The organism is Rhizobacter sp. Root1238 (assembly GCF_001425825.1).
Classification (GTDB): domain Bacteria; phylum Pseudomonadota; class Gammaproteobacteria; order Burkholderiales; family Burkholderiaceae_C; genus Rhizobacter.
Genome location: NZ_LMDM01000001.1, coordinates 312,214 through 327,429, shown reverse-complemented (window position 1 = coordinate 327,429; position 15,216 = coordinate 312,214). Strand labels below are relative to the sequence as shown.

Sequence of the window (15,216 nt, the reverse complement as noted above, 5' to 3'; positions counted from 1 at the left end):
CACGCCTTGTCGTGACCCCGCACCATGGCCGTAGCACCCGCCGAATGGAGTGAACGCAGCAAGGAGCTGTCGCAGCTGCTGGCCCGCAGCGGGCTCGGCGACCGCCAGGCCTTCGCGGTACTGTACGAGCGAACCAGCGCGCATCTGTTCGCCGTCGTGCTGCGTATCAACAGGGACCGGGCCCAGGCGGAAGACGTGCTGCAGGAGGTCTACGTCAACGTCTGGCGTGCCGCGCAGAGCTTCGATGCGGCGCAGAGCCAGCCGCTGACCTGGCTGACCAGCGTGGCCCGCAACCGCGCGATCGACAGCCTGCGCCGCAAGCAGACCGAACCGCAGACGCAGCCCGCGCCCTTCAACGACGACGAGGACAAGGACGTGTACGACGATGTGGCCGACGACGCGCCGACCCCGCTCGAGATGCTGAGCCGGGCCTCGGATGCGCGTGCGCTCGCGCAGTGCATGGAGGGCTTGAGCGCCCCGCAGCGGCAGAGCGTGGCACTCGCGTTCTACGACGGCCTGAGCCATGCCGAGGTGGCCGACCGGATGCGCGAGCCGCTCGGCACCGTGAAGTCGTGGGTGCGGCGCGCGCTGCTGTCGCTGAAGGCCTGCCTCGACAACGCCGTGCTGCGCGATGGCCGTGCGCGGGGTGCCTGATGGACTACAGCCGGCCCGAGCTGGCCGATCGCCTCGGCGCCGAATACGTCGCCGGCACGCTGCGCGGCCCGGCGCGGCGGCGCTTCGAATCGCTGCTGCCCGGCCACCCGGCGCTGCGCGGTGCGGTGCAGCGCTGGCAGGACCGGCTGATGCCGCTGACCGTCACGCTGGCGCCGGTGACGCCGCCGGCACGCGTGTGGCGGCGCATCGAGGCGCGCCTCGGGCTGCGGCCCGCTGAAGCGCCGTCGCAGGCCTGGTGGGCGCGGCTCGCGTTCTGGCGCGTGCTGACCGGCATCGCCAGCGCGGCGACGCTGGCGCTGGCGTTCATCGTCGCAAGCCCGCCGCCGGCGCAGGCGCCGATCGTCGTCGTGCTGTCGGCGGCCGCGCCGGCCGACCAGCCGAATGCGGTGACGCCGGCCAGCTTCGTCGCCAGCATCAGTGCCGACGGCCGCGCGATGGTGACGCGGCCGCTGTTGCCGGTCAGCGTGCAGGCCGACCGCTCGCTCGAACTCTGGGCGCTGCCGCCGAGCGGCGCGCCGCGCTCGCTGGGCGTGATCTCGGCCAGCGGATCGACGGTGGTGCGCCGCGGGCAGGTGCTGCAGGGCACCTCGGCGCTGGCCGTCACGCTGGAGCCGCCGGGCGGATCGCCGTCGGGCGCGCCGACCGGGCCCGTGCTCTACGTCGGCAAGCTGAGCTCGTAGCCAGCGGGCAACACCACGCTGAAGGTCGAGCCGACGCCCACGACACTCTCGACCTCGATGCGCCCGCCCATCAGCACGACCAGCGCGCGCGTGATCGCGAGGCCGATGCCGGTGCCCTGGATGCCGCTGCGCTGCTGCGCGAGCCGGTTGAACGGCTCGAACAGCTGCGGCAGGTCCTTCGGCGCGATGCCGACGCCGTCGTCGATCACCTGCAGCAGCACCTCGCCGTCGAGCGGTTCGGCACGCACCCGCACCGAGCCGCCGGCCCGGTTGTACTTGACCGCATTGCTCAGCAGGTTCAGCACCACCTGGCGCAGCCGCGTCGGGTCGGCACGCACCTGCAGCGCCTGCGCGCCTTCGATCGGCTGCAGCGCGACGCCCGCCTCGCCGGCCTGCGGCGCCAGCATGTCCAGGCATTCGCCGAGCAGCGGGCCGAGCGCGATGTTCGCCGATTCGATCGACAGCTGGCCCGCCTCGATGCGGGTGTGGTCGAGCAGGTCGCCGATCATGCGCAGCAGGTGCTCGCCCGATTCGCGGATCAGCCCGACGCGCCTGCGCTGCGCCGCGCTGAGCGGCTCGTCGTCGAGCTCGAGCAGCTGCGCGAAGCCGAGCACCGCGTTCAGCGGCGTGCGCAGCTCGTGGCTCATGCGCGACAGGAACTCGGTCTTCGCACGGTTCGCCGCGTCGGCCGTCACCGCGGCGGCGCGCGCCTTCTCGAGCTCGCGGTAGTCGGTGACGTCCTCGAGGTAGCCGTGCCACAGGACCGAGCCGTCGTCGCCCCGCCGCGGCGACGACACCGCCTGCATCCAGCGCAGCGTGCCGTCGGGGTGGTGGTAGCGGTACTCGGTGCGCTGCGTGGCCTTGCTGCGCGCCCAGTCCGACACCGCGGCCATCAGGTCCTCGCGGTCGCTGCGCGCGATGCGGCGGAACATCTCCATCGCGTCGCCCATCAGCTGCTGCGGCGTCAGCCCGAGCACCTCGACGCAGCGGTCGCTGACGAACGGGATCTCGGCGCGCCCGTCGGGCCACAGCCGGTACTGGTACAGCACGCCGGGCACGTGCCGCATGATCTGCTGCAGGCGTTCGTCGCGCTCGGCCGCCTCGCCCTGCGCCTGCCGGCGCAGCGTCACGTCGCTCAGCGTGCCGACCATGCGGCGCGGCCGGCCGTCCGGCCACCATTCGACGATGCGCCCGCGCTCGGCCAGCCAGCGCCAGCTGCCGTCCTTGTGGCGCGCGCGGTATTCGCTCTCGTAGGCCGAGATCTCGCCGCGCGCATGGCGCAGGTAGGCCGCATGGTTCAGCGGCCGGTCGTCGGGGTGGATCACGGTGTCCCAGCCGGCCTGGTTCGGCGGCAGCTCGCCGACCGCGTAGCCGAGCAGCGCGACGCTGCCGTCCATGCCGCTGAGCGCGTCGGCCTCCATGTCCCACGCCCAGACCGAGGTGCCGGCACCGACCAGCGCCTCGCGCATCAACCGGTCCTGCTGCAGCTCGGTGGCCATCGCGGTGCCGTCGGTGTCAGGCGGCAAGCAACCGGTCGGCGAGCGCGGCTTCGACCCGCTGCGCGCTGACGCCCGTCAGGCAGCGGGTGTGGCCGAAGCGGCAGACGCGGTCGAAGCAGGGCGCGCAATCGAGCTGCAGCTCTTCCTTCAGCCAGATCACCTGCGCGCGCGGATTCAGCGGCGGCGTGTGCTCGGGGCTGGTCGAGCCGAACACCGCGACCTGCGGGATGCCGAACGCCGCCGCGACGTGCATCAGGCCGGAGTCGTTGCTGACGACGCCGCGGGCGCCGGCGATCAGCACCATCGCGTCGATCAGCGGGGTCTTGCCGGCCAGCACTCGGCAGGCGCCGGGTGCGGCTGCGGCGATCTCGTCGCACAGCGCGACCTCCTTGCCCGAGCCGAGCAGCACGACCGGCAGGCCGTGCGCGGCGTGCAACGAACGCGCGAGCTCGGCGTAGTGCGAAGCCGGCCAGCACTTGGCCGGGCCGTATTCAGCGCCCGGCGCGAAGGCCCAGTAGCCTTGCGGCGCCAGCCCGGCGGCGGCGGTCACGCGTTCGAGCGTCGCCGCATCGAACTGCAGCCGCGGCCTTTCCGTCTCGGCAGGCCCACCGGCCAGCGCGCTGTAGAACGCCACCATCGGCGGTCGCCCGGCCGGGTTCGGCAGCCGCTTGTTGAGCAGCAGCGGGCGGCCTTCGCCCTGGTAGCCGATGCGCTGCGGGATGCCGGCGAAGAACGGGATCAGCGCCGACTTGATCGAGTTCGGCAGCACGTAGGCGGTGTCGAAGCGGCCGCGCAGCCTGGCCGCGACGCGGCGCCGCGCCGACCAGTCGAGCCGCCCGTGCGCGAACGGCAGCTCGATCACCTCGCGCACGCCGGCCATCGCCCGGTACACCGGCGCGACCCACGGCAGCGCGGCCACCGCGATCTCGTCGCCGCGCGCGGCCAGCCGGCCGACCAGCGGCTGCGACATCACCGCGTCGCCGATCCACTGCGGGGCGATCAGCAAGGCGCGGCTCATGGCGTCGGTCGGGCTGCGGTCAGTGGCTGTGCAGTTTCTCGCCCGCCTTCAGGCGGTAGACGGTGCCGCAGTACGGGCACTTGCCTTCCCCGGTCGTCGCGACGTCGATGAACACCTTCGGGTGGGTGCTCCACAGCGTCATCTTCGGGTTCGGGCAGAACACCACGCCGGGGCCCTGCACGTCGTGCGCGGTGACCTCGACCACTTCCTGTTGCTTGTTCGTGCTGCTCATGGGGTCCTCAGACGGCGGTCAGCCATTCGGCGTATTTGGGGTTGCGGCCGTTCACGATGTCGAAGAACGCGCTCTGGATCTTCTCGGTGATCGGCCCGCGCGAGCCGCTGCCGAGCTCGATGCGGTCGAGCTCGCGGATCGGCGTCACCTCGGCGGCAGTGCCGGTGAAGAAGGCCTCGTCGCTGATGTAGACCTCGTCGCGCGTGATGCGCTTCTCGACCAGCTTCAGGCCGAGGTCGTTGCAGATCGCGAAGATGGTGTTGCGGGTGATGCCGTTCAGCGCACCGGCCGACAGGTCGGGCGTGTAGACCACGCCGTTCTTGATGACGAAGATGTTCTCGCCGGCGCCTTCGCTGACGAAGCCGGAGGCATCGAGCAGCAGCGCCTCGTCGTAGCCGTCCTCGGTGGCTTCCATGTTCGCGAGGATCGAGTTGGTGTAGTTGCTGACCGCCTTGGCCTGCGTCATCGTGATGTTGACGTGGTGGCGGGTGTAGCTGCTGGTCTTCACGCGGATGCCGCGCCGCAGGCCTTCTTCGCCGAGGTAGGCGCCCCAGGACCAGGCGGCGACCATCAGGTGGATCTTGTTGCCCTTCGGGCTCACGCCCAGCTTCTCGGAGCCGATCCAGGTCAGCGGGCGCAGGTAGCAGCTCTCGAGCTGGTTCTCGCGCACCACGGTGCGCTGCGCGTCCATCACTTCCTGCAGCGAGAACGGGATCTTCATGCGCAGGATCTTCGCGCTGTTGAAGAGCCGCTCGGTGTGCTCGCGCAGGCGGAAGATCGCCGTGCCCTGCGCGGTCTTGTAGGCGCGCACGCCCTCGAAGGCACCGCACCCGTAGTGCAGCGTGTGGCTGAGCACGTGGATCTTGGCGTCGCGCCAGTCCACCAGCTGCCCGTCCATCCAGATTTTTCCGTCGCGATCGGCCATCGACATGGCAGGCTCCTGTAGGGGGAAATGAGGCTGAACCGGCGATTTTACGGATGCGACGGGTCGGACGGCTCGGCCGGGCGCACCAGCGTCCAGGTCGCGAGCTTGCCGCCCTTGAATTCGAGCGTGACCTCGCTGCCGCCGTCGTCGGCCCAGGCCCAGGTGTCGCGCTGCGGATCGATGCGCCGGCCGAGGCTGCGCGTCATCGTCACCACCTGCATCATCGTCAGGCCCGCGCTCAGCTTCGCGTTCAGCATCACGGTGCTGCCGACATGGCCGACCGGCGCCTCGCCGGCGTTCTTCATCACGCGCAATGCGCGGCTGAACTGGATCAGCAGCCAGAACACGACCACCGACACCGCCATCACGACGCCCTGCCAGCCATAGGCCTGCCACGCTGCCGCCACCGCGATCAACGCGAGGCCCCACCCGACGATTGGATTCATGCGCGCGATGTTACGGGGCCGATCGGGGCTGCCGACTGTGCAGTTTCCACAACGAAGCCGGTTCGCAGCGCGCCGGCCCAGTCCGGTCGGCCGTGCCGTTCGGCCAGGCGCGCGGCCGGCTCGGGGTCGTACGGCACCGCGCGCCACTCGACCTGCCAGCCGGCCGGGCGGCGCGTCAGCAGCGCATAGCGGGCATGCGGCGTGCCGTTCTCGACGACGTGTGGGTGCGGGTGCGCGTCGTCGTAGGCCTGCAGCCCGACGCTGCCGGGGTTGACGACGAGGCGGCCGTCGGCGAGCCGCAGCGCGCGCGGCACGTGGGTGTGGCCGCACAGGATCACGCCATGGGCGACCCCGCGCTGGGCTTGGCCGGCGCGGGCCGTCGCCTCGGCCAGCGTTGCGGGCCGCATGCCGCCGGGGTCGACCGATTCGAGGAAGTAGACGAGGTCGCTGTCGGGCGTGCCGTGGCAGCAGAACAGCTCGTCGGTGAGTTGCAGCGTGGCCGGCAGCCCGGCGAGCCAGGCCCGCTGGTGCGGCAGCAGCCGAGCCGCAGCGAACGCATCGGAGGCGCCCATCGCCGCAACGTCCGGCGCCAGCACCTGGCGCTCGTGGTTGCCGCGGATCGTCGGCACATCGAGCGAGATCAGCCGCTCGGCGGTTTCGGCGATCCACAACGGGCCGGACAGGATGTCGCCGAGGTTGACCGCCAGGTCGGCGCCGGTGGTGGCGATGTCGGCCAGCACCGCGTCGAGCGCGTGCAGGTTGCCGTGGATGTCGGAGAAGGCGGCCAGTCGCATGCCGCCATTGGACTACGAACGGCGGTGGATGCGAATGGTCTGCGCCTTGCCGCCCTGCGCCGCCGCGGCCGCCTTCGCCGGCACGTCGCAACCGTCGCAGCCGCAGCCGGTGGGCACCTGCGCGGCCCGTTGCAGCCGCCGCGCGACCGGCGCCGGCCACGCCGACCAGCGCGCGAGGCGCCCGGCGAGCGTGCGGCGAAGCGCCGCCGGCATCAGCACGTTGACCGCATAACCGAAGCAGCCGAGGACGATCAATCCGACGATCAGGTCTTGCATGTCAGTAGCTCCAAAGATGCAGCCATCAAGCGGCCGCCGCGGAACCGGCTTTGCCGGGCCGCTGGCGGCGCCCCCTTGAGGGGGAGGCGCCGCAGGCGCTTCGGGGGTGGGTCATGTCAACCACAGCGTGGCGCGGTAGGTGATGAAGGACGCGATGTACGCGAGCGCGAACAGGTAGCCCGCCATGATCAGCGGGTAGCGCCAGGAGTTGGTCTCGCGGCGCACGACGGCGAGCGTCGACATGCACTGCGGCGCGAACACGTACCAGGCGAGCAGCGAGTAGGCAGTGGCGATCGACCAGCTCTGCGCGATCACCGGCGCCAGCGAATCGGCCACCTCGCCGGCCGCCGACATCGCGTACACCGTGCCGAGCGCGCCGACCGCCACTTCGCGCGCCGCCAGCCCCGGCACCAGCGCGATCGAGATCTGCCAGTTGAAGCCGATCGGCGCGAAGATCACTTCGAGCGCCCGGCCCAGGTAGCCCGCCAGGCTGTACTGGATGGCCGGGCCGGTCGCGCCGTCGGGCGGGCCGGGGAAGCTCGACAGGAACCACAGCACCACCGTCAGCGCGAAGATGATCGTGCCGACGCGGCGCAGGAAGATGCGGGCGCGTTCCCACAGGCCGATCGCCAGGTTGCGGAAGTTCGGCACGCGGTACGGCGGCAGCTCCAGCATCAGCGGCTGGTAGCTGCTCTTCATCCAGGTGCGCTTGAGCAGCCAGGCCACCGCCATCGCCGACACGACGCCGGCCACGTACAGCACGAACAGCGTGATGCCCTGCAGGTTGAACCAGCCGACGCTGCGCTTCGGCACGAAGGCGCCGATCAGCAGCGCATAGACCGGCAAGCGGGCCGAACAGGTCATCAGCGGCGCGACCATGATGGTCGCGAGCCGGTCGCGCCAGTTCGCGATGGTGCGGGTGGCCATGATGCCGGGGATCGCGCACGCGAAGCTCGACAGCAGCGGGATGAAGGCCCGCCCCGACAGGCCGACCTTGCCCATCACGGTGTCGAGCAGGAACGCGGCGCGCGGCAGGTAGCCCGAATCCTCGAGCACCAGGATGAACAGGAACAGGATCAGGATCTGCGGCAGGAACGCCAGCACGAGGCCGGCCCCGGCGATCACGCCGTCGACCAGCAGGCTGCGCAGCGGGCCGTCGGGCAGGTGGGCAGTCAGGAACTCGCCGGCCGCGGCCATGCCCTCCTTGATGGCGTCCATCGGCACGTTGGCCCACGAGAACACCGCCTGGAACATCAGGAACAGCAGCACCGCCAGCAGCACCAGGCCCCACACCGGGTGCATCACGACCGCGTCGATGCGGTGGTTGAAGCGCTTGAACTGCATCGCGCCGGGCACCGCCACCGACAGGATGCGGCGCACCTCGCGCTGCAGCTCGGGCAGCGTCGGCGTGTCGGCCACCGCCGGCGGCGTCGGCCACTCGGCCTGCTTCTCGAGCTGGGCCAGCAGCGCCTCGTGGCCGCGGCTCTGCACCGCGACCGTCTCGACCACCGGCACGCCGAGCTCGGCCGACAGCTTCGCGACGTCGATCTGCAGCCCGCGCGCGCGGGCGACGTCGGCCATGTTCAGCGAGACGATCATCGGCCGGCCGAGGCGGCGCAGCTCGAGCACCAGGCGCAGGTTCATCGGCAGGTTGGTCGCGTCGACGACGGCCACCAGCGCATCGGGCGGCGCCTCGCCGGCGCGCAGGCCCATCACCATCTCGCGGGTGACTTCTTCGTCGGGGGTGGCCGGCGTCAGGCTGTAGGCGCCGGGCAGGTCGATCACCGACACGGTGCGGCCGCTGCGCAGCGTCGCGCTGCCGACCTTGCGCTCGACGGTGACGCCGGCGTAGTTGGCGACCTTCTGGCGCGCGCCGGTCAGCAGGTTGAAGAGGGCGGTCTTGCCGCAGTTCGGGTTGCCGACCAGCGCGATCCGAAGGGACTGCAGGGCTTCGGTGCTCATGACGGCAGCCCTTCGACATTCACCTCGACGCACTGCGCCTCGATCTTGCGCAGCGCGAAGAAGGTCTCGCCGATCTGCACCGCGAGCGGTTCGCGCCCGCCCGGGCCGCGGCGCAGCAGCTGCACCGGCTCGCCGGGCAGGAAGCCCAGTTCGCTCAGGCGGTGCAGCAGCTGCGGATCGGGCGAGCCCTCGGCGCGCAGGCCGATGACGGTACCGCGGGCACCGGCGGGCAGGTCGGAAAGACGGGGAGCGGTCATACGGGCGGGAGCAATCACGGCAGGGCGAAAGCCGCCCGATGCAAATGATAATAGCTCTTGTTTGGCCGCACGGCTGCAGGGGCGCTCCCACCCCAGGCGTGTCACGGTGTGACGCTTTGCGCGATGTCAGCTCAGCGTGCGCAGCAGGTCGATCGCCTCCTCGATGCGCTCGACCGGGTGGATCGTGAGCCCCTCGATCGCCTTCTTCGGCGCATTCGCCTTCGGCACCACGGCCACGCTGAAGCCGAGCTTGGCGGCTTCCTTCAGCCGCTCCTGGCCGCGCGGCGCCGGCCGCACCTCGCCGGCCAGCCCGACCTCGCCGAACGCGATGAAGCCGCGCGGCAGCGGCCGCCCGCGCAGGCTGCTCTGGATCGCCAGCATCACCGCCAGGTCGGCGGCCGGCTCGCTGATGCGCACGCCGCCGACGGCATTGACGAACACGTCCTGGTCGAGGCACGCGATGCCGGCATGGCGGTGCAGCACCGCCAGCATCATCGCGAGGCGGTCGCGGTCGAGGCCGACGCTCAGGCGGCGCGGGCTCGGGCCGCCGGAGTCGACCAGCGCCTGGATCTCGACCAGCAGCGGCCGCGTGCCCTCCAGCGTGACCAGCACGCAGGAGCCGGCGACCGGCTCGCCATGCGTCGACAGGAAGATCGCGCTCGGGTTCGCGACGCCCTTCAGCCCCTTCTCGGTCATCGCGAACACGCCGATCTCGTTGACCGCGCCGAAGCGGTTCTTGATCGCCCGCACCAGCCGGAAGCTGCTGTGGGTGTCGCCCTCGAAATAGAGCACCGTGTCGACGATGTGCTCCAGCACGCGCGGGCCGGCCAGCGCGCCTTCCTTCGTGACGTGGCCGACCAGGATGATCGTGGTGCCGCTGCTCTTGGCCACACGGGTCAGCTGGGCGGCGCATTCGCGCACCTGGGCCACCGAGCCGGGCGCGGAGGTCAGCTGGTCGCTGTAGACGGTCTGGATCGAATCGATCACGCAGATCGCCGGCTGCTCGGCGTCGATGGTCGCGGTGATCTTCTCGAGCTGGATCTCGGCGACCACGCGCACCTGCGAGCCGTCGAGCCCGAGGCGGCGCGAACGCAGCGCGACCTGCGCGCCGGATTCCTCGCCGGTGACGTACAGCGCGCGCATGTTGCGCGACAGCGCGTCGAGCGCCTGCAGCAGCAGCGTCGACTTGCCGATGCCGGGGTCGCCGCCGATCAGCACGACGCCGCCGGCGACGATGCCGCCGCCGAGCACGCGGTCGAGCTCATCGATGCCGGTGGGCTGGCGGTCGACGTCCGAGGCTTCGATCTCGGACAGCGTGGCGACCGGCTGCGCGCCGGCCAGCGATTGGTAGCGGTGCTTGGTCGGCGCCTCGGCGACGCCCTCGACCAGCGTGTTCCAGGCGTTGCAGTGCGGGCACTTGCCCAGCCACTTGGGGCTGGTGCCACCGCACTCGCTGCAGGTGTAGACGGATTTGGGTTTGCTCACCCCGCGACTGTAGCGGCCGGCCGGCGCCCGCCGCCGAGGCGGCGCCACCACGGCGTGGACGGCAGTGCTGCCTTCGCCGGCGCGAACAGTCGCAGGCTCGCGCCCGACTCCGCCTCGATCAGCGCGAGCGCCCCGCGGCGCAGCGCGAGCGTGTCGCCGGCCGCGAGGAAGTGATCGTCCTCGTCGCCGCTTTGCGTGACCCACACGCGGCCGGCCAGCACCTGCAGCTCGACCGTGCCGGCCGAACGCCAGCGGCACAGTTCGCCGACGGCGAGTTGCAGATCCAGGGGGTGGAGTGTCTTCGTCATGGTGGTCGTGCCGTGAATTCCTCAGAGCACCAGTGTTCCGGGAAGCCGCCATGCCGACCACATCCAGAACAGCGTGAACTGCACCGGCACAGTGGCCCGCCGCGGCGGCTGTGCTGGTGACAACTGCCCGGCTCTGTACCTGTGCCGCCCACCAGCGCGCGGCGACAATCCGTCCCATGGAAGAGGCCTTGCTCGATCTCGACGCGCCGCTGCAGTCCCCGCCGTCGTTGCCGATCTACCAGGCGGTGGCCGGCGGGCTGGAGAAAGCGATCACCTGCGGCAGCCTGCGCAGCGGCGACCGGCTGCCGTCGGTGCGGCAGCTGTGCCAGCAGCATGGCGTCAGCCCGTCCACCGTGACGCTCGCCTACCGCTGGCTCGAGAACCGCGGGCTGGTCGAGGCCCGGCCCAAATCCGGCTATTTCGTCGCGCCGCGCCCGCAGCCGCTGCCCGAGCCGGAGCTCGACGCCCGCATGAGCAAGGCCGATTTCGTCACGCCCGACGGCCTGACGCGCCAGTTCCTGCTGGTCGCGAACGAGCCCGGCGCGATGCCGTCGTTCCGCGTGCAGGCAGGCCGCGGCCTGCTGCCCGAGGCCAAGCTACGCCAGCTGACGGCCAGCATCAACCGCCGCCACCCCGAATTCGCGTCGCGCGTCGAAAGCAGCGGCAGCCCGGCACTGCGCCGCGAGATCGCCCGCCGCGCGATCCACAGCGGCGTGCGCCTGCACCCCGACGAGATCCTGCTGACCAACGGCGGCATGGAGGCGATGCACCTCGCGCTGCGCGCGGTGGCCAAGGCCGGCGACACGATCGCGCTCGAATCGCCGACCTACTTCATGCTGCTCGACGTGATCGAGAGCCTGGGCATGCGCTCGCTGGAGATCCCGTCGCACCCGCGCGACGGCCTGTCGATCGAGGCGCTCGACCTCGCGACGCGCACGCCCGGCGCGGTGCGCGCCTGCGTCGTGATCCCGAATTTCCAGAACCCGGTCGGCAGCCTGATGCCGGTCGAGAACAAGCGCCGGCTGGTCGCGCTGGCCGCCGAGCGCGGCTTTCCGCTGATCGAGAGCGACATCTACGGCGAGCTGCATTTCGGCGACGAGCGCCCGCCGGCGCTGAAGAGCTTCGACACGCGCGACGACGTGATCCTGTGCTCGGCCTTCACGAAGGCGGTGGCGCCCGGCTACCGCGTCGGCTGGATGGCGCCGGGCCGCCACCTGCGCGAATGCCAGTCGATCAAGTTCCGCACCTCGTCGCCCGGCGTGCAGTTGCAGCAGGAGGTGATCGCCGAGTTCCTGGCCGACGGCGGCTACGACCACCACATGCGCCGGCTGCGCGCGTCGCTGAAAGCCCAGGCGCAGGCCATGGCCGATGCGATCACGCGATACTTCCCGCCCGGCTGCCGGCTGAGCCGGCCCCGCGGTGGGCTGGCGCTGTGGATCGAGATGCCGCCGCAGGTGGATTCGCGCAAGGTCTTCGAGCAGGCCTGCCGCGAGCTGATCGGCGTGGCGCCGGGCTCGACCTTCACCTGCAGCGCGCGCTTCGACCACTTCATCCGGCTGCACTACGGCGACCCGTGGACGCCGCTGCTCGAGACGCGGCTGAAGCGGCTCGGGCAGATCATCACCGAACAACTCTGACACCTTCCCGGGAACAGCACGACATGGACTTCTCCCTCTGGCTCGCCTTCTTCGCCGCCGCCTGGGCCATCAGCCTGTCGCCGGGGGCCGGCGCGGTCGCCGCGATGAGCGCCGGCGTCAACCACGGCTTCGCGCGCGGCTACTTCATGACCTTCGGCCTGGTGATGGGCATCTGGACGCAGGTGCTGGTGGTGGGCCTCGGGCTCGGCGCGCTGATCGCGGCGTCGAGCCTCGCGTTCGCGGCGGTGAAGTGGCTGGGCGTCGGCTACCTGCTGTGGCTGGGCATCAAGCAATGGCGCGCGCCGGCGCAACCGATGGTCGCGGCCACCGGCGAGGCGCAGGTCACGCGGCGTTCGCTGGTGCTGCGCGGCTGGATGATCAATGCGGTCAACCCGAAGGGCACGGTGTTCCTGCTGGCGGTGGTGCCGCAGTTCCTCGACCTCGCGCAGCCGCTGGCGCCGCAGTACGGCGTGATCGGCGCGACGCTGATGTTCACCGACCTCGTCGTGATGGCCGGCTACACCGCGCTCGCTTCGCGGCTGCTGCGGGTGCTGAAGTCGCCGGCGCAGATCCGCGCGCTGAACCGATTGTTCGGCAGCCTGTTCGTCGCCGCTGCGGCGTTGTTGGCACTCTTCAAGCGCGCCTGAACGGCGCGGGTTTGCACGCCGCGCGACACCGCCTGTACGATCGCTTGCCCACGGTGCCGGTTGTTCGCAACCGGCACCACCTGATCGGGCGGCTTCTACGGGGGGTGGATGGACGAGCATCGCAGCGGGGGGCCGATGGGCCCGGGAATCGCCGCATTCGGCAAGCTGGGGCTGGGCGCGAAGCTGTCGGTGCTGGCCGTCGGCGGTGCGTTGCTGGCCGCCGGCGCGATCGGCGCCTGGGTGCAGCAGCACGGCTGGACGCACTGGGGCAGCCTCGCGCTGCTGGCGGTGGCGGTGCTGCTGGCCTACCTGCTGCTCGCGCTGTACCTGCAGATGGCCGGCGCTCTCGGCGCGCTCCAGGGCGCGGTGTCGCGCATGAAGCAGGGCGACCTGTCGCGCCGGGTCGAGATCCGCGGCAATGATGAATTCGCCCGCATCGGGGCTGCGCTCGATGCGGTCAGCGAGACGCTCTCCGGGCTGGTGGCCGACGTCCGCAGCAGCACGCTGCTGGTCACCGCGGCCAGCACCGAGCTGACGGCCGACACCGGCGACCTGTCGCGCCGCACCGAACAGCAGTCGGCCAACCTGGAACAGACCTCGGCCAGCGTGCAGCAGCTCGACGCCACGGTGCGCCAGAACGCCAGCGACGCCCGCGAGGCCGAAGCGCTGGCCTCGCGCGTGCACGGGCTGGCCGGCTCCGGCGGCGGCGCAATGCGCGAGGCGGTCGATTCGATGCATGCGATCAAGGCCGGCTCCGAGAAGGTCGGCGACATCATCGGCGTGATCGACTCGATCGCGTTCCAGACCAACATCCTCGCGCTCAATGCGGCCGTCGAGGCGGCGCGGGCCGGCGAGCAGGGGCGCGGCTTCGCGGTCGTCGCGTCCGAGGTGCGCGCGCTCGCGCAGCGCAGCGGCGAGGCCGCCCGCGAGATCAAGGCGCTGATCGAGCAGTCGGGCACCGAGACCGCCAGCGGCGTCGGCCACATCGACCGGGTGAGCAGCGTGCTGACCGAGATCGTCGGCGGTGTCGCCGAGCTCACCGGGCGGATGGGGCGCATCACCTCGGCCGTCGGCGAACAGAGCGACGGCCTCGCGCAGGTGTCGCAGGCGATGACGCAGCTCGACGAGCTGACGCACCAGAACGCGCAGATGGTCGAGCAGACCTCGCGTGCCTGCGCCAGCCTGAGCGAGCGGGCGCGCCAGCTGTCGGCCACGGTCGGCGGCTTCCGGCTGCGCCAGGGCACGGCCGACGAAGCGCAGGCGCTGGTGCAGCGCGCGGTGGCGTTCTACAAGGAGCGCGGCGGGCCGGCGGCGCTGCCGGGCATCACCGAGCCGGGCAACGGCTTCAGCGACCGCGACATGTACGTCTTCGCGTGGGACCGCGGTCTGGTGTACCACGCGTTCGGCGGCAAGCCGGCCAACGTCGGCAAGAGCGCGAAGCAGATCATCGGCACCGACGTGACCCAGCTGACGCACGACGTCTGGGCGGCCGCCGAGGCCGGCGGCGGCTGGGTCGACTACGACTTCCTGAACCCGGCCAACGGGCAGGTGCTGCCGAAGACCTCGTACATCGTGCCGGTGGCGCAGGACCTGGTGCTGGGCTGCGGGATCTACAAGACGCGGCGCGGCTGAGCCGGCCCGCAGGATTCCTTACAGGCCTAGAATGTAAGGAATCAACGACCGGGTTCTCCGCCATGTTCGCCACGCTCACCAGCAAAGGTCAGGTCACCGTTCCGAAGGAAATCCGCGACCGGCTCGGCCTCGACGCCGGATCGACACTGGATTTCCAGCTGCTGCCCGACAACACCATCACGGCCCGGCCGGTCAAGCCCGATGCGCGCCGGATTCGAGGCATCCTCAGATCGCCCCATGCCGGCCCCTTGTCTGTCGAACAGATGGACGAGGGCATCGAGAAACACCTGCGCGAAAAGCACGCGCCTGCAGTGGGCCGCCCCAAGACGCCACGCTGATGATCGGTGTCGACACCAACATCCTGCTGCGTCTGTGGCTCGATGACGATCCCGCGCAGGGCAGACGGATCGACGCGCTGCTGGCGGAACATGGCGGCGCCCCCGGCTCCCTGCTGGTGACCGATGTCGTGCTGGCCGAGGCGGTGTGGACCTTGCGATCGGCGTTCTCGCAGGACAAGGCTGCGCAGCTGAGTGCCGTGCGCAGCCTGCTCGACGAAGCAGCGTTCGCGTTCGAAGATCGCGAAGCGATCGGCCGCGCGGTCGCGATGTTCGAGAGCGCGTCCTGCGGCTTCTCGGATTGCCTGGTGGTCGCCAAGCACGCACACCAGGGCTGCGACTTCACGGCCACGTTCGATCGCGCGATGCGCAAGTTGCCCGGCGTGCGCGTACTCTGAGCCGGCGCGG

At 71.1% G+C, this 15,216-nt stretch carries 18 protein-coding genes; 7 read left to right on the top strand and 11 right to left on the bottom strand.

What is annotated here, in order from left to right:
- Positions 1–24: 24 nt before the first annotated feature.
- A complete protein-coding gene (locus tag ASC98_RS01490; RefSeq protein WP_056803433.1) occupies positions 25–654 on the top strand; it encodes a sigma-70 family RNA polymerase sigma factor in 630 nt (209 codons plus the stop codon).
- Positions 654–1,355: an anti-sigma factor domain-containing protein gene (locus ASC98_RS01485; protein ID WP_056803430.1), complete on the top strand. Its 702-nt coding sequence runs from the start codon at positions 654–656 to the stop codon at positions 1,353–1,355. Before ASC98_RS01490 ends, ASC98_RS01485 begins: the two co-directional genes overlap by 1 nt.
- Here the strand turns inward: ASC98_RS01485 and ASC98_RS01480 are convergent.
- From ASC98_RS01480 to ASC98_RS01430, 11 genes are all read right to left on the bottom strand, one after another.
- The gene (locus ASC98_RS01480; RefSeq protein WP_056803427.1) at positions 1,331–2,881 is read right to left on the bottom strand and encodes a PAS domain-containing sensor histidine kinase; all 1,551 of its coding nucleotides are present in this window, start codon (positions 2,879–2,881) and stop codon (positions 1,331–1,333) included. The genes ASC98_RS01485 and ASC98_RS01480 overlap by 25 nt on opposite strands.
- Positions 2,871–3,872 carry a lipopolysaccharide heptosyltransferase II gene (waaF, locus tag ASC98_RS01475; RefSeq protein ID WP_056803424.1) on the bottom strand — a complete coding sequence of 334 codons (1,002 nt, stop codon included), beginning with the start codon at positions 3,870–3,872 and terminating at the stop codon, positions 2,871–2,873. Before waaF ends, ASC98_RS01480 begins: the two co-directional genes overlap by 11 nt.
- Positions 3,873–3,891: 19 nt before the next feature.
- Entirely contained in the window at positions 3,892–4,104 is a 213-nt protein-coding gene (locus tag ASC98_RS01470; RefSeq protein WP_056803420.1) for a zinc-finger domain-containing protein, read from the bottom strand.
- Between the two features lie 7 nt (positions 4,105–4,111).
- Positions 4,112–5,035, bottom strand: a complete 924-nt coding sequence (locus tag ASC98_RS01465; RefSeq protein WP_056803417.1) for a branched-chain amino acid transaminase — start codon at positions 5,033–5,035, stop codon at positions 4,112–4,114.
- Positions 5,036–5,076: 41 nt separating this feature from the next.
- Positions 5,077–5,475 (bottom strand): hypothetical protein, encoded by a 399-nt coding sequence (locus ASC98_RS01460; RefSeq protein WP_056803415.1) that lies wholly within the window; start codon positions 5,473–5,475, stop codon positions 5,077–5,079.
- Entirely contained in the window at positions 5,472–6,269 is a 798-nt protein-coding gene (locus ASC98_RS01455; protein ID WP_056803411.1) for a metallophosphoesterase, read from the bottom strand. Before ASC98_RS01455 ends, ASC98_RS01460 begins: the two co-directional genes overlap by 4 nt.
- Positions 6,270–6,281: 12 nt before the next feature.
- Positions 6,282–6,545 (bottom strand): DUF6587 family protein, encoded by a 264-nt coding sequence (locus ASC98_RS01450; RefSeq protein WP_056803408.1) that lies wholly within the window; start codon positions 6,543–6,545, stop codon positions 6,282–6,284.
- Between the two features lie 111 nt (positions 6,546–6,656).
- Complete coding sequence (locus tag ASC98_RS01445; RefSeq protein ID WP_056803405.1) at positions 6,657–8,507, bottom strand: ferrous iron transporter B; 1,851 nt, start codon at positions 8,505–8,507, stop codon at positions 6,657–6,659.
- Positions 8,504–8,764, bottom strand: a complete 261-nt coding sequence (locus ASC98_RS01440; RefSeq protein ID WP_056803402.1) for a FeoA family protein — start codon at positions 8,762–8,764, stop codon at positions 8,504–8,506. The genes ASC98_RS01445 and ASC98_RS01440 overlap by 4 nt, the downstream gene beginning before the upstream one ends.
- A 126-nt stretch (positions 8,765–8,890) precedes the next feature.
- Positions 8,891–10,249 (bottom strand): DNA repair protein RadA, encoded by a 1,359-nt coding sequence (gene radA, locus ASC98_RS01435; protein WP_056804730.1) that lies wholly within the window; start codon positions 10,247–10,249, stop codon positions 8,891–8,893.
- Positions 10,246–10,557, bottom strand: a complete 312-nt coding sequence (locus ASC98_RS01430) for a DUF2917 domain-containing protein (RefSeq protein WP_056803399.1) — start codon at positions 10,555–10,557, stop codon at positions 10,246–10,248. The genes radA and ASC98_RS01430 overlap by 4 nt, the downstream gene beginning before the upstream one ends.
- Before the next feature lie 176 nt (positions 10,558–10,733).
- Between ASC98_RS01430 and ASC98_RS01425 the strand changes: the two genes are divergently transcribed.
- The 5 genes from ASC98_RS01425 (at position 10,734) to ASC98_RS01405 (ending at position 15,206) form a co-directional block, all read left to right on the top strand.
- Positions 10,734–12,194, top strand: a complete 1,461-nt coding sequence (locus tag ASC98_RS01425) for a PLP-dependent aminotransferase family protein (protein WP_056803396.1) — start codon at positions 10,734–10,736, stop codon at positions 12,192–12,194.
- Between the two features lie 23 nt (positions 12,195–12,217).
- Positions 12,218–12,841, top strand: coding sequence for a LysE family transporter (locus ASC98_RS01420; RefSeq protein WP_056803393.1), 624 nt, complete (start codon positions 12,218–12,220; stop codon positions 12,839–12,841).
- A gap of 135 nt (positions 12,842–12,976) precedes the next feature.
- Positions 12,977–14,473: a methyl-accepting chemotaxis protein gene (locus ASC98_RS01415; protein WP_056803392.1), complete on the top strand. Its 1,497-nt coding sequence runs from the start codon at positions 12,977–12,979 to the stop codon at positions 14,471–14,473.
- A 62-nt stretch (positions 14,474–14,535) separates the two neighbouring features.
- The gene (locus ASC98_RS01410; protein ID WP_056803389.1) at positions 14,536–14,811 is read left to right on the top strand and encodes an AbrB/MazE/SpoVT family DNA-binding domain-containing protein; all 276 of its coding nucleotides are present in this window, start codon (positions 14,536–14,538) and stop codon (positions 14,809–14,811) included.
- The gene (locus ASC98_RS01405; RefSeq protein ID WP_056803386.1) at positions 14,811–15,206 is read left to right on the top strand and encodes a PIN domain-containing protein; all 396 of its coding nucleotides are present in this window, start codon (positions 14,811–14,813) and stop codon (positions 15,204–15,206) included. The genes ASC98_RS01410 and ASC98_RS01405 overlap by 1 nt, the downstream gene beginning before the upstream one ends.
- Positions 15,207–15,216: the final 10 nt, after the last annotated feature.